Source organism: Butyricicoccus pullicaecorum (assembly GCF_002160355.1).
Taxonomy (GTDB): domain Bacteria; phylum Bacillota; class Clostridia; order Oscillospirales; family Butyricicoccaceae; genus Butyricicoccus; species Butyricicoccus pullicaecorum.
In genome coordinates this window covers 41,795-54,710 of the sequence record NZ_NFKK01000008.1, presented here as the reverse complement: position 1 = coordinate 54,710, position 12,916 = coordinate 41,795, and the positions used below count along the sequence as shown (strand labels likewise).

Annotated in this window: 15 protein-coding genes; 11 read left to right on the top strand and 4 right to left on the bottom strand. The window is 56.9% G+C overall.

What is annotated here, in order from left to right:
- Positions 1-100 precede the first annotated feature (100 nt).
- The 3 genes from B5F17_RS08145 to B5F17_RS08135 all read left to right on the top strand — a co-directional run bounded on the left by B5F17_RS08145 (position 101) and on the right by B5F17_RS08135 (position 4,036).
- Positions 101-784 carry a response regulator transcription factor gene (locus tag B5F17_RS08145; RefSeq protein ID WP_087372837.1) on the top strand — a complete coding sequence of 228 codons (684 nt, stop codon included), beginning with the start codon at positions 101-103 and terminating at the stop codon, positions 782-784.
- A gap of 23 nt (positions 785-807) precedes the next feature.
- The gene (locus tag B5F17_RS08140) at positions 808-2,250 is read left to right on the top strand and encodes a sensor histidine kinase (RefSeq protein WP_087372834.1); all 1,443 of its coding nucleotides are present in this window, start codon (positions 808-810) and stop codon (positions 2,248-2,250) included.
- Positions 2,251-2,401: 151 nt separating this feature from the next.
- Positions 2,402-4,036 carry a S1C family serine protease gene (locus B5F17_RS08135; RefSeq protein ID WP_087372831.1) on the top strand — a complete coding sequence of 545 codons (1,635 nt, stop codon included), beginning with the start codon at positions 2,402-2,404 and terminating at the stop codon, positions 4,034-4,036.
- A 64-nt stretch (positions 4,037-4,100) separates the two neighbouring features.
- Here the strand turns inward: B5F17_RS08135 and B5F17_RS08130 are convergent, their stop codons facing one another.
- From B5F17_RS08130 to B5F17_RS08120, 3 genes are read right to left on the bottom strand one after another with little or no spacing between them, the layout of a single operon-like run.
- Positions 4,101-4,325, bottom strand: coding sequence for a DUF4318 domain-containing protein (locus B5F17_RS08130; protein WP_087372828.1), 225 nt, complete (start codon positions 4,323-4,325; stop codon positions 4,101-4,103).
- 13 nt (positions 4,326-4,338) lie between these two features.
- The gene (locus tag B5F17_RS15000) at positions 4,339-4,995 is read right to left on the bottom strand and encodes a DUF4318 domain-containing protein (RefSeq protein WP_206396715.1); all 657 of its coding nucleotides are present in this window, start codon (positions 4,993-4,995) and stop codon (positions 4,339-4,341) included.
- Positions 4,992-5,444, bottom strand: a complete 453-nt coding sequence (locus B5F17_RS08120; protein WP_087372827.1) for a LytTR family DNA-binding domain-containing protein — start codon at positions 5,442-5,444, stop codon at positions 4,992-4,994. The genes B5F17_RS15000 and B5F17_RS08120 overlap by 4 nt, the downstream gene beginning before the upstream one ends.
- A 238-nt stretch (positions 5,445-5,682) precedes the next feature.
- Here B5F17_RS08120 and B5F17_RS08115 point away from each other — a divergent pair, with 238 nt between their 5' ends.
- The 4 genes from B5F17_RS08115 (at position 5,683) to B5F17_RS08100 (ending at position 8,702) form a co-directional block, all read left to right on the top strand.
- Positions 5,683-6,324, top strand: coding sequence for a hypothetical protein (locus tag B5F17_RS08115; RefSeq protein WP_087372824.1), 642 nt, complete (start codon positions 5,683-5,685; stop codon positions 6,322-6,324).
- A 163-nt stretch (positions 6,325-6,487) separates the two neighbouring features.
- Positions 6,488-6,808 carry an MGMT family protein gene (locus tag B5F17_RS08110; RefSeq protein WP_087372821.1) on the top strand — a complete coding sequence of 107 codons (321 nt, stop codon included), beginning with the start codon at positions 6,488-6,490 and terminating at the stop codon, positions 6,806-6,808.
- 107 nt (positions 6,809-6,915) lie between these two features.
- Positions 6,916-8,415, top strand: a complete 1,500-nt coding sequence (locus B5F17_RS08105; RefSeq protein WP_087372819.1) for a Na+/H+ antiporter NhaC family protein — start codon at positions 6,916-6,918, stop codon at positions 8,413-8,415.
- A 2-nt stretch (positions 8,416-8,417) separates the two neighbouring features.
- The gene (locus B5F17_RS08100) at positions 8,418-8,702 is read left to right on the top strand and encodes a hypothetical protein (RefSeq protein ID WP_087372816.1); all 285 of its coding nucleotides are present in this window, start codon (positions 8,418-8,420) and stop codon (positions 8,700-8,702) included.
- Between the two features lie 58 nt (positions 8,703-8,760).
- Here B5F17_RS08100 and B5F17_RS08095 read toward each other — a convergent pair whose 3' ends face one another.
- On the bottom strand, positions 8,761-9,363 hold the full coding sequence (locus B5F17_RS08095) for an FMN-dependent NADH-azoreductase (RefSeq protein ID WP_087372812.1): 603 nt from the start codon (positions 9,361-9,363) through the stop codon (positions 8,761-8,763).
- Positions 9,364-9,576: 213 nt separating this feature from the next.
- Between B5F17_RS08095 and B5F17_RS08090 the strand changes: the two genes are divergently transcribed.
- The 4 genes from B5F17_RS08090 to B5F17_RS08075 are packed head-to-tail and all read left to right on the top strand — an operon-like array spanning position 9,577 to position 12,906.
- On the top strand, positions 9,577-10,911 hold the full coding sequence (locus B5F17_RS08090; protein ID WP_087372809.1) for an MATE family efflux transporter: 1,335 nt from the start codon (positions 9,577-9,579) through the stop codon (positions 10,909-10,911).
- A 58-nt stretch (positions 10,912-10,969) separates the two neighbouring features.
- A complete protein-coding gene (locus tag B5F17_RS08085) occupies positions 10,970-11,629 on the top strand; it encodes an ABC transporter ATP-binding protein (protein WP_164470508.1) in 660 nt (219 codons plus the stop codon).
- 2 nt (positions 11,630-11,631) lie between these two features.
- Positions 11,632-12,120 carry a deoxycytidylate deaminase gene (locus B5F17_RS08080; RefSeq protein ID WP_016147814.1) on the top strand — a complete coding sequence of 163 codons (489 nt, stop codon included), beginning with the start codon at positions 11,632-11,634 and terminating at the stop codon, positions 12,118-12,120.
- A gap of 3 nt (positions 12,121-12,123) precedes the next feature.
- Entirely contained in the window at positions 12,124-12,906 is a 783-nt protein-coding gene (locus B5F17_RS08075; protein WP_087372803.1) for a hypothetical protein, read from the top strand.
- Positions 12,907-12,916: the final 10 nt, after the last annotated feature.

The following is a 12,916-nucleotide window of genomic DNA, read 5'->3' as shown; positions in this document are numbered from 1 at the left end:
ATGCTTTCGCGTAGGCGATGGTGTATAATGATATTATAGGGTAATGTGTCGGCCAGACCGACACCCTCATACATACGAGAATAAAGGTGGGAATCCCAACATGAGCAATAAAAAAATCCTGATCGTCGAGGACGACGAGAATATCCGCGAGCTGCTGCGCCTGTACCTCGAGCGCGAGGGCTATGACATTTCCGAAGCGGAAAACGGTGCGATCGGCCTGTCCAAGTGGAAGGCAGAAAATCCCGATATGATGCTGCTCGACGTAATGATGCCGGTCATGGACGGCTGGCAGGTCATCCGCGAAATCCGCGACTCGGGCTCGAGCATGCCGGTCATCATGATCACGGCCAAGGGCGAGACCATGGACAAGGTATCCGGTCTGGAACTGGGCGCCGACGACTACATCGTAAAGCCCCTCGAGATGCGCGAGGTCGTTGCCCGCGTACGCGCTGTACTGCGCCGTCTGTCCCCCGACGACAGCGGCAAACTGTTCTTTGACAACCTCATCATTGACAAGCAGGCCTACGAGCTCATCATCGCTGGCAAGCATGTGGACGCTCCCCCGAAGGAGATCGAGCTTCTGTACTTCCTCGCGCAGAGTCCCAACCGCGTATTCACCCGCGCCCAGCTGCTCGACGACGTGTGGGGCTTTGATTACTTCGGCGATACCCGCACGGTCGACGTACACGTCAAGCGTCTGCGTGAAAAGCTCGAGGGCGCGTCGGACAAGTGGGAACTCAAGACCGTCTGGGGTGTCGGCTACAAGTTTGAGACCAAAAACTGACCGCAAACCAGGGGGAATCCAAGTTGAAACGAAGCTTTTTTGCAAAAAATTTCATTTCCTCGGTCATTTTGATCCTGGTGGCCTTTGGACTGGCCGGCGGCGCGTTCTTCTATCAGATGGATCGCTATTCCAAGTCGGAAAAAGAGTCCCAGCTGTCCGCGACCGCGGAATCGATCTCTGAGCTGACCAGTCTGGCGGTGCAGACCGGTGACAGTCTCAATGTCGCCGTGCTCGACGCCTCGCTGCGCACCACCGCCAAGCAGAACCAAATGAGCATCATCCTGACCGACCTGTCGGGCAATATCCTGCTGCGCGTCGACCCCGACACGGGCAGCTACCGCAACAGCGGTACCATCCCCAAAAAGGTGGTCGATACGCTCACGCGCGACACTGTGTATTCCTCAGTGGGCACGCTCGGCTCGGTGTTCTCGGAAAAGCACTACATCGTCGGTACGCTGTGTGAAGACAGTGCGGGCAAAGACCTCGCGCTGGTGCTGATCGCTGCGAGCAGCGAGCGCGTGGTCGGTGTCTTACAGGAAATCACCCAGATTTTCCTCATTATCATCATCATTTCGCTGGTCGGTGCGCTGGTGGTCTCCTACTTCCTGTCCAGCCGCATGACCCGTCCGCTCAAGACCATGGCAAACGCGGCCAAGGAGTTTGCAGCCGGTGATTTCAGCGTGCGCGTCCCCGAGGACAACCACTGCGACGAGATCGACGAGCTTGCCACCTCGTTTAATAACATGGCACGCGATCTGGAACAGCTCGAGGAGCTGACCCAGGGCTTTATCGGCAATGTATCCCATGAGTTCAAGACCCCGATGACCACCATCAGCGGTTTTGTCGACGGCATGCTGGACGGCACCATCCCGCAGGATCAGCAGCGCAAATATTTGGTCGTCATCTCCGAGGAGGTCAAGCGCCTGTCCCGCATGACCATGAGCATGCTCGCAGCGGCAAAAATCCAGTCGGGCGAGCTCATCATCAGCCCGGTTCCCTTCGATTTCTCGGAAATGGCAAGCCAGATTCTGCTGTCCTTTGAGCAGAAGATCACGGCAAAGAACATCGACGTCGAGGTCGACTTTGCCGACCGCCTGATGGTCATGGGTGACCGCGACCACGTCTTCCGTGCGGTCTACAATCTGGTGGACAATGCGGTCAAGTTCATCGACGACGGCGGCAAGCTGCGCGTCACCGCTTACCCGGCCGGTGCATTCTGCGAGTTCTCCATCTGCAACACCGGCGGCGGCATCGCGCCCGATGACATCCCGCACATCTTCGACCGCTTCTACAAGACCGATCGCTCGCGCTCGCGTGACCGCTCTGGCGCCGGTCTGGGACTGTACATCGTCAAGAATATCATCAACCTGCACGGCGGCGATATTTCGGTGCGCTCGGACGGCGGTGAGACCGAGTTTTCCTTCACCCTCCCGCTCGCACCCGTCACCAAACCCAACAAGAAATAACGTACACTGCCCAAGGCTTCGGCCTTGGGTTTTGTGTGAAAAAACGGTTATGTAAAAAAGCGAGAATTCACGGAATATTCATATTTGTGACAACAAAGTATCACAATCCGTGCGTACAATAAAGACAGATCAAAGGAAAGGGTGTTAGATCATGGATCTTCAGAATAAAAACAATTCCAATAACAATCCCTGGGAAACCAACGATACATCTTCCCAGACCACACAGAATGAACCCACCACCAAACACGACGCATTCCATCCGGCTCAGGATACGCAGTATCCCGACCAGCGCGTCTTTGAGCAGCCGTCGGACATTGCTTCCGACCGCATGGATACCCAGCCCCGACCGCTCAACCCCGAGCAGTCGTACAATACTAACACCGGTGCGCAGCAGTCGTTCGATCCGAACGCACAGCAGCCCATGAACCAGCCGTCTCACCCGGCTTACGCAACCTATCAGGAGTGGATGCATCAGGAAGACAAGCGCGCTGCCAAGCACGCCCGCAAGCTTGCCCGTGCAGAGCGCCGCAAGAACCGCAAGTTTGGCCGCAAGCCCGTTCTGATCGCTGGTTCGATCGCCGCAGCCTGCGTCCTGCTGGTCGGCGGTATCGCCATCGGCAGCTCGATGAGCGGCGGCGCGGACAACAATTCTTCCTCGGTTTCGGCGACTTCGGTCAACTCCAACCTGCCGTCGGTCAACATCTCCAGCCCGACTGCAACCTCCAGCTCTGCAAATGACGGTCTGTCCGGCGAGGAGATTTACGCCAAGGTTTCCCCCTCGGTTGTCTCCATTCAGGCAGTTAACCTGACGAGCGGTGAGGGCGGTACCGGTTCGGGCGTCATCATGAGCGCGGACGGCTACATCATCACCAACAACCACGTCGTTGTCGACGAGAACACCGGCGTACAGCAGGACAAGATCACCGTTTACATGTCGGACGGTACTTCCTTCCCGGCTGAGGTTATCGGTCTCGACGAGCAGACCGACCTCGCAGTCCTCAAGATCGGCCCGGCAGGCACCACCCTGACCCCGGCAGAGTTCGGCGACTCGAATTCTTTGCTGGTTGGTGAGGAAGTCTACGCCATCGGCTCCCCCGGTGGTCTGGATCTCGCCAACACCATCACCGGCGGCCATATCTCGGCGCTCAACCGTGACATCACCATCGATGACCGCGTGATGAGCCTCATCCAGACCGATGCTGCCATCAACCCCGGCAACTCGGGCGGTGCGCTTATCAATAAGTATGGTCAGGTCATCGGCATCACCTCTGCAAAGCTGGGCATCAGCTACTATGAGGGTCTGGGCTTCGCCATCCCGATGGATACTGTAAAGCCCATCGTTGACGAACTCATCCAGAACGGCTACATCGCCGGTCGTCCGCAGATCGGTATTTCCGGTCAGAACGTCTCCGAGCAGCAGTCGGCAGCCTACGGCATCCCGCAGGGCGTGCGCGTCATCAATGTTGACTCTCGCTCCAACGCAGCTGCAGCCGGCGTACAGGCAAACGACATCATCACCGGCATCAACGGTACCGAGGTCACCGATATGGACGGCGTCAACGCGGTCAAGGATAAACTGTCTGCAGGCGACAAGATTACCCTGACGCTGTACCGCATGTCCACCGGCAAGACCTTCACGGTTTCCTTTGCACTGAACGATCAGCACGACCTGCAGGGCGATGACCCGGCACTGTCTCAGGAAAGTGAGCAGAGCCAGTACAGCCAGGGTCAGGACGGTCAGCAGTACTACAACCAGAACCCCTTCAACTACTTCTTTGGCTGGTAAACCTCTCTGAACCATATAAATAGAAAAACCGCTCCTCAAACAGGAGCGGTTTTCTTTGGCCTGATTACAGTTTTCGGCACTTGATGCCGTAGTTTCCCCGACTGCCCGGTTCATATCCCCGGTAAATCTCATGCGGAACACCGTCAATCTCTACGGTATCATCCTCTAAAAAGCGGCAGGTGTGGCCGTTTTCCCGGCAATACCGCTCGATCGCCCGCTGTGCGTCCGCGACCGTCGGATAGGTGGATTTGTCGTAGTTCACCCAGAACGATGGATGCAGCCATTTCATAAAAAATCCCTCCTCACAGCTCAGTGAATTTTAGGAACCATCCGGGCACGTAGCCGTAATAGACACCCAGCTCGACCCGGTGTTTGACGCCGTTCATCAAAACAATGGCCGGTTTGTCGCGCTCAATAAACTGATAGTCGATGTGGTTTTTGATGCAGTAGCGCTCGATCTCGATGCAGAAAGCCTCGGTACCCTTGGGGCAATCGTCCAGATCGACAATCAGGCTGGTCGGCATGACCGTCGGACTGCGCGTTCCCAGTGCGCCATTGAGCGCCTTGGCCATGCGCCGTGCCATGCTGTACTCGATCGTCCACAGGACGGCGAGCAAGATGAGGTTGAACAGCAGGCAGCGTTCCAGCACGTCAAAACCGGTCAGGCGGAAGAGCAGCCACCACAGAAATGCCGGAAGCACCCAGATATATCGCGCATTGAGACCGGACAAGTATGGTGTCGCCGGTCTGCGGCGCGGCGGTCGGCGATGCCACGCCATCAGCAGCACACCGGCCAGCATGTAGAGTACGGTCATGCATGGCAGCAGGTTCATCCAGCGAACAGAAATCGTGCTGTCCCCGAAACTGTACACGGCAAAAAGTGCGGACACCATCAGGGTAAGCCCCAGACTGATACCGGACATCAACTGACTGCGGCACAGCTGCAAAAATCCCTTCATAACGTCCCCTCCTTCAGTCGCTCACGCAATTCTCTGGCATATTTGCGGGAGATATAAACATATTCTTGATTTGCCAGTCTGGCACGGATGAGGCCATTGGGCAGGGGTTCAAAACACTCGATGCGGTCTAAATTGACCAGTACCCCGCGTGCGGCCTGCACAAAGCTCTGCGGCAGCAGCCGCTGCACCTGATAGAGCCGTTCGGGCAGTGTCAGCACGTCGTCCATTGTGCGTACCCGCAGCATTTCGCCCTCGGTTTCAATGCAGCAGACGCTCTCGCAGTCCACCGGTACAGTCTGATCGTCCTTGCGGCACAGCAAACGCACCGCGCGAAAATATTCCTGTTCCAAGTACCGTACCAGCCGGTCGGTCGCCGCATCCTGCGCATGCAGGTGCAGGACGGCGTACTCCTCGACCTCAGCCGGGATGCGTTTTTGCAAGACCTTCATGTGCACATTCCCCCTGTTCTGGCTTCAGTATACAGTCTGGCGCTTCAGCGCGCAAGCCCTGCGCGGTAAGCGGTCATACAGGGCCGGTAAGTGGTCAAAGTGTTGAGGAAACAGCTGGTTTTCGTGCGGTTTTTTCGCAGTCCGACAAAAACCAAAAATTTTTTAGACTTTCGGAACTTTTTCCGGCAACTGCGCGTCTTAATATTAGATAGAATTCGATGAAAGGAGCTGATCGGGTATGAACCGTGCCCCCATTATCCTGGGCATCGCGCTGATCATTGCAGCGATTGCACCCGGACGTGCACAAACGACAGCAACCGCAGCACCCACGGAACAAAACGCGGTCGTGCAGCAGATTCCGCTTGATGCGGCACAACAGTCCACCACCTCTCTCAAAACCGCCGACGGTTTGATGGAAGGTTTTACCTACTCTCTGACTTTTTCTCAGCCTGACGGGCTGACCGGCGAGCTGGCCAGCGTGCAGAGCTATCCCAACCAGTGGGGCGGCGCCGAAGTGGACCGGCTGAGCACGGCGCAGGCAATCGAGATGACCGGCAAATGGGACAGCGTGCCCCAGGCCACCAATCTCACCCTGGAGACACCCGGCAAGGACATCGAACGGGTGGAAGTTGAGTTTGATCCCAATACCGCCTACGACCCGAAAACCGGTCTGCCGATGACCGAGTTATCCAACTACTCGGTGCAGAGCGTCAGCATGATTCCCTCGGAAGACGGTGAAGTGACCGCCTGCTCGTTCCCGGTCTCCTTTCTCTCTCCTGACGGAGAACAGGACTATGACCAAGTCTTCTGTATCATCCATATCACCTTCCGCGACGGCGACAGCTGCGATATCGGCTGCGCGCTGACCCGAAAGGCTTAAATTCCACATTGCCAATCTTCTCCTCGCCCGGGGTATGCGATTTTTTTCGTGTGCTCCGGGCTTCTTTTTGTCTTTTGGGGCTGAATTGCGTGCAGATACTTGCCCTGCGCATCAAAACGCGGTACACTAAGCAAAATAAGAACGTTTCACGGGAGGGTTCCGAATGAATAGTTATGAACGTATTTATGCCGTCGTGCGCAGTATCCCGCGCGGAACGGTTGCAACTTATGGTCAGGTTGCCCGTCTGGCAGGCAATCCCCGCTGGGCGCGCGTGGTCGGCTATGCACTGCATGTCAATCCCGACCCCGAAGGCATCCCCTGTTATCGCGTGGTCGACCGCAACGGCTGCACGTCCAGTGCCTTCGCCTTCGGCGGCAGCGATATCCAGAAAGCATTGCTTGAGGCCGACGGTATCCCCTTCCTGCCCGACGGTCGAGTCGACCTCGCCGCCTGCCAATGGAACCCAGATCAGGAAATCTTATAATCCGTGCAGGAAATGAGGTAAAAAACTTGTAAAAATATGTCGCGCCGTGTATAATGATTAGACGGATAGAAACTAGTATCAAAAATTATAAGTAAGGAGAAAAACACATGAGCGCAACTATTTTTGCGGTTCTGCCTCCGATTATCGCAATCGCGCTTGCGCTGATCACCAAAGAGGTTTACTCCTCTCTGCTGATCGGTATTTTCGCAGGTGCATTGTTATTCTGTGGCGGCAACCCGCTGCACGCGACCGAGACCACGTTCTCGATCATGGGCAGCAAAATCAGCGACAACATTGGCATCCTGATTTTCCTGGTCATGCTGGGTATTCTGGTATCTCTCGTGACCAAGTCGGGCGCGTCCCGCGCCTACGGCGAATGGGCATCCCACGTCATCAAGAGCCGCCGCGGCTCGCTGCTGGCAACCTCGTTCCTCGGCATGTTCATCTTCGTCGACGACTACTTCAACTGCCTGACCGTCGGTACGGTCATGCGTCCGGTCACCGATAAATACAAGGTCACCCGCGCAAAGCTGGCCTACATCATCGACGCGACCGCAGCTCCCGTGTGCATCATCGCACCGATCTCCAGCTGGGCAGCGGCCGTCACTTCCTCTCTGCCCGAGGATGCAGGCATCAATGGCTTTACCCTGTTCCTGAGCACCATCCCCTTCAACCTCTACGCACTGCTGACGCTGGCATTCATTCTCTGGCTGATGATCGCAGACGTTGACTTCATGGCGATGGGCAAGTACAACAAGAAGATTCTGGAGAGCGGCAAGATCGATTCGACCGGCGAGGAATCCACGGTCATCTGTGGTTCGGGTTCGGTTAAGGACCTCATCATCCCCATCCTGTTCCTGATCGTTGCCTGCATTTCGGCTATGATCTACTCGGGCGGCGGTATCCACGAGCTGTCCTTCGAGGCGATTTCCAATGCATTCGCAAACTGCTCGTCCTCTGACGCACTGGTTCTCGGCTCCTTTGCTGCACTGGTATTCACCTTCCTGATGTACGTTCCCCGCGGCATCCTGACCTTCAGCCAGTTCTGCGAGTCCTTCACCGCTGGCTTCAAGGCAATGGTTCCCGCAATCTTTATTCTGACCCTTGCATGGACGCTGTCGGGTGTCTGCTCGGATGACTACCTCAACCTGCGCGGTTTCGTTGCTGGTTTTGTCAATCCTGAGTCTGCCATCGGTCTGTTCATGCCCGCGCTGTTCTTCCTCATTGCACTCGGTCTTGCATTTGCAACCGGTACTTCCTGGGGTACGTTCAGCATTCTGATTCCGATTGCTGTCAGCATTTTCGGCGCAAACGAGATGCTCACCATCACGGTTGCAGCCTGCCTTGCAGGCGCAGTCTGCGGCGACCACATCTCGCCCATCTCGGATACCACCATTCTGGCTTCCGCTGGTGCACAGTGCCATCACATTGACCACGTTTCCACCCAGATTCCCTACGCGCTGTCCATTGCAGCGATCAGCTTTGTCGGCTATCTGGTTGCCGGTCTGTCGCAGAACGGCTGGGCTGGTCTGGCAGTCGGCGCGGTTCTCATGGTAATCTACGCTACTGTAATGACCCGCATGGCGAAAAAGGAAGCGCAAAAGTAATATTGAAGCTTTCGCTCAAGCCTTTCTCGAAAGGCTTGCGGAGTCTTGAGGCAGAGCCTCAAGTCGCCCGTCGCAACGGGCGAAATCCCCTCTTGATTTTCGCTCTTGCGAAAATCAACAAAATGAGAAAGAAAAAGCGCCGTCCGCAGACGGCGCAATCTCTGGAAAGACCAACCATTCGGTTGGTCTTTCCTTTTTTGTTTGTTTTAATTGAAACCCGGGTCGGACACCGGGTTTCAAAAGGGAATTCCGGACTCTGCGGAGTCCGGCTCAGGGCTCTGCCCTGAGAACCCGCGGCCTTTTGAAAAAGGCCGGCGAAAACTTTATTTCGCCTGCGGGCGGGAATTACAGGCGTTCTGCCACGGCACGCGCCTGATTCTTCGCCTGTTCCAGAATTCCTTTCACGTCCGCGCCGTCAATATCCAGTCCTTCTGCCTCCACGACATCGAGTTCCGGAATACCCAGCATACGCAGATTGGTTTTCAGGAATCGTGCGGCAAAGTCATCTTCCCGTGCTGCGCCCTGCGAATAAATACCGCCCTTAGTACCGAAAAATACCGCGTGTTTCGCCTTGCACAGGCCAATCTGCGAGCCATCTTCCCCATACTTAAAGGTCAGGCCTGCCGCGCAGATATGCTCGATATAGGTGTGCATGGCTGCCGGGAAGGTTCCCTCCCAGAACGGTGCCGCGAGGACGATCAAATCGGCCTGCTGGAACTGTACTGCCTGCGCAAACCACGGATTTGTCCAGTCCTGCTTTGCGACTGCCGCGTCTCGCTCGGCCAAAGTGTCTCCAAAGAGCGGAACCAGACGCAGTGTATTTAAATCCGCGATTTCCACCGTGCACTCGGGTTTTCTCGCGGTCAATGTATCCAAAAATATCTGTGCCAACATACGTGTGCGCGACTGCGCTCCGCGAATGCATCCATCTACAAATAAAACGCGCATATTTTTTGACCTCCTTGTTCTCCCTCCACTTTAAGACAGATCAATCTGTCTGTCAAGTCCGGTCTCTCGAACGGTAAAACTGTACCATCTGCTGAAAATGGTCGATTTCCCGTCCTCTGCCCTTGCAGTAAACGATATTTTAGACGTATAATGAAAACCGAATGAAACCAAACGTCCCAAAAATGGGGACAAATGAAAGGGGGCGCGTCACGGATGGTAACCAACCTGACCGAGGGACAACCCGGTAAAATCCTGTGGCGTTTTGCGCTGCCTCTGCTGTGCAGCGTAGCATTTCAACAAATGTATCAGATTGCGGACAGCATGATCGCCGGACAGTGCGTCGGCGGTGCAGCGCTCGCCGCGATCGGCGTATCCTATCCGGTCACCATGCTGTTTATGGCGGTCGCAACCGGTCTGAATCTGGGCTGTTCGGTTGCAGTATCCCAGCTGTTCGGCGCACGTGAGTACGACCGCATGAAAACCGCGGTCTCGACCTCCATCCTCGCCAGCCTGTGTATCGCAGCCCTGCTGACGCTCGGCGGTCTGATTTTCTGCACTGACATGCTGCGCGGTCTGGGTACCGAGGACTACATCTTTGCCGACGCAGACCAATATCTGCGCATCTACTTTTACGGCATGATCTTCCTCTTCCTGTACAACATCTGTACCGGTATCTTTAACGCACTCGGCGACAGCAAAACGCCGCTCTATCTGCTCATCGGCTCGTCGGTCGGCAACGTCATCTTAGACTACGTCTTGGTTGCTTTCTTTGACCTCGGCGTGTCCGGTATCGCCTGGGCGACCTTCCTTGCGCAGGGTGTGGCATCCGTTCTGGCCTTTGTCATCCTGCTGTCCCGTCTGCGCGGTCTGCAAAGTGCACCGTTCCGCCGTTTTTCGGGTAATATGCTGCTGCGCGTGGCCTATCTGGCCGTTCCCAGCATTCTCCAGCAGAGCTTTATCTCGGTGGGCAACCTGTTCATTCAGTGGCTGGTCAACGGCTACAACTGGGAGGTTGTTGGCGGTTATTCGGCAGCCATGAAGCTCAATAATTTCGTGATCGTCGGTCTGACTGCGATGGGCAGTGCAATTTCCAGTTTTTCCGCGCAGAACATCGGTGCGGGACGCTATGACCGTGTCACGCAGGGACTCAAAGCCGGTATGAAAATTTCGGTTGCAGTCGCGATTCCCTTCTCTCTGCTGTTCGCGCTGGGCGGCTCGCTCGTGATGCGTCTGTTTGTCGGTGCCGGTGAGACCGGTGTCATTGCAGCCGGTGCGCTGTTTTTACAGGTCGTTACCCCGTTCTACGCCATGATCTCGCTCAAGCTCAGCGCCGACGGCGTGCTGCGCGGCGCGGGTGCGATGGGACCGTTCATGGTCTCGACCTTCTCCGACCTCATCCTGCGCGTGGTGCTGGCTTACGTCTTCTCCATCGTGTTGGGTCTCGGTGTCATCGGCATCTGGCTGAGCTGGCCGGTCGGCTGGCTGATCGGCACGGTGGCCTCGCTTCTGTTCGTGCGTTCGGGCATCTGGAAGCAGAAAAAAGCATAAACTCTTCCCTCCGGTGTCATGCTAATGCAGGCAGAGGAGGGATTTTTTCTTGATTCGTATGGAGAATATCTGTAAAATATATGACAGAGGACGTGTCCGCGCGGTGGACAAGGTGAACCTGACCATCGCACCGGGGACGTATACGGCCATTTTGGGTGCGTCCGGCTCGGGAAAGTCCACGCTCATGCACCTGATCGGCTTGCTCGACCGTCCGACCAGCGGCGAATACTGGCTGTGCGGTCAGCCGACCTCGGATTTATCGGCACGCAATCGGGCGGCGCTCAGCCGCGCACACATCGGCTTTGTCTTTCAGAGCTTCAGTCTGGTACCCGGCATGGATGCGCTGGAAAACGCCGCGCTGCCGCTGGCCTTCCGCGGTGTCTCGCGGGAAAAGCGGCTGGACTGTGCAGCCGATGCGCTGTGCATGGTCGGTCTGGGTGCACGCCTGCACCACACGCCCGAAATGCTGTCGGGCGGACAGCAGCAGCGCGTCGCCATCGCCCGTGCGCTGTGTACCGACCCCGACCTGCTGCTCGCAGACGAGCCGACCGGCAACCTCGACCCACGCGCGGCGCGCGAAATTCTGGACTTATTCGACCGTCTGCACGCGGACGGCCGCACGATTGTCTGGATTACCCACGACCAGCAAGCGGCAAAACGAGCCGAACGACGAATTTTAATGCACGAGGGCAAATTGTGCCCGGAACAGGAGAATTAGAGATGAATCGACGGGACAAACATAACTACTATCTGGACATGGCAGACGTCGCCCGCGAGCGCGGCACCTGCCTGCGCCGCAACTACGGTGCGGTCATCGTCAAAAACGACGTCATCGTTTCGACCGGCTACGTCGGCGCACCGCGCGGACGCGCCAACTGCATCGATCTGGGCACCTGCATCCGTCAAAAGATGGGCATTCCGCGCGGCGAGCGGTACGAGTTCTGCCGCTCGGTACACGCCGAGGCCAACGCCATCATCCACGCGTCCCGCGAGCAGATGCTGGGCGCAACGCTCTATCTGGTCGGACGCGAGGCATCCACCGGTGAACTCATCCCGGATGCCAACTCGTGCACCATGTGCAAGCGCATGATTATCAACGCCGGTATCGCACAGGTCATCATCCGCCGCGACATGGATACATACGACATCATTGACGTGCAGCAGTGGGTCGATCACGACGAGCTGCTCGCCGGTGAAATGGGGTATTAAACCATGTTCCTGCTCCAAGGTATGGGCATGATTCTGGCCAACCTGCTGGCCATCGGTATCATCGTCCTGGTGGCCTGGTTCTTCCTGCGGCGCGGGCCGGTCACAGAGTCCAAGCTGCGCCGCATGGTTAAGGCCGATGCCGTCCCGGCGCGTGACGTTTTGCCGTGCGGCGGTGACCTGGGCGCAACGGGTGCGCTGCTGCGTGCGCTCGATCTGGGCGGTCAGCCGCGCGATCTCATCCGTGCGCTGATGGTAGACTGGGTACAGCAAAAGGCGGTTTTCACCCGCTCGTCCCCCAAGAAAAAGCTGCGCTCGTTCGGCGCAGACGTGCAGCTCGAGCTGTATTTCCCCGAGGAATCCCCCGCGCTCTCGGGCGCTGCCGCCCTGCTCTACGACGCGGTACGCAGCTGGGCGGAGGAGGACGGCAGCTTGCAGCAAAGCGAACTGTATCAGGCGGCGCGAAATGATGCACAGCGTGTGGATAACATTGTCCTTCAGCTCATCCACGAGGGCCGCCGCAGTCTGCGCGACAAGGGCGGCTGTGCACCCGAAAGCAAAAAATCCAAGTTCGGCCTGTCGGACGACAACCGCGAACTGTACACGCCCAAGGGCATTCGCCTTGCCCGGGAGACCGCTGCCTTCGTGCACTTCGCATCGTCTGACCTCTGCGGACAAGCCGCTGTTTTGGCCGCCGCAGCCGGAAAAATCGAACAAAATGACCCGGCCTGCGTGCTGGCAGACGCGATTTTCGGCGGTATGACCGCCGGAAAACAAGTTTCCCGTTGACTTTTTCTGA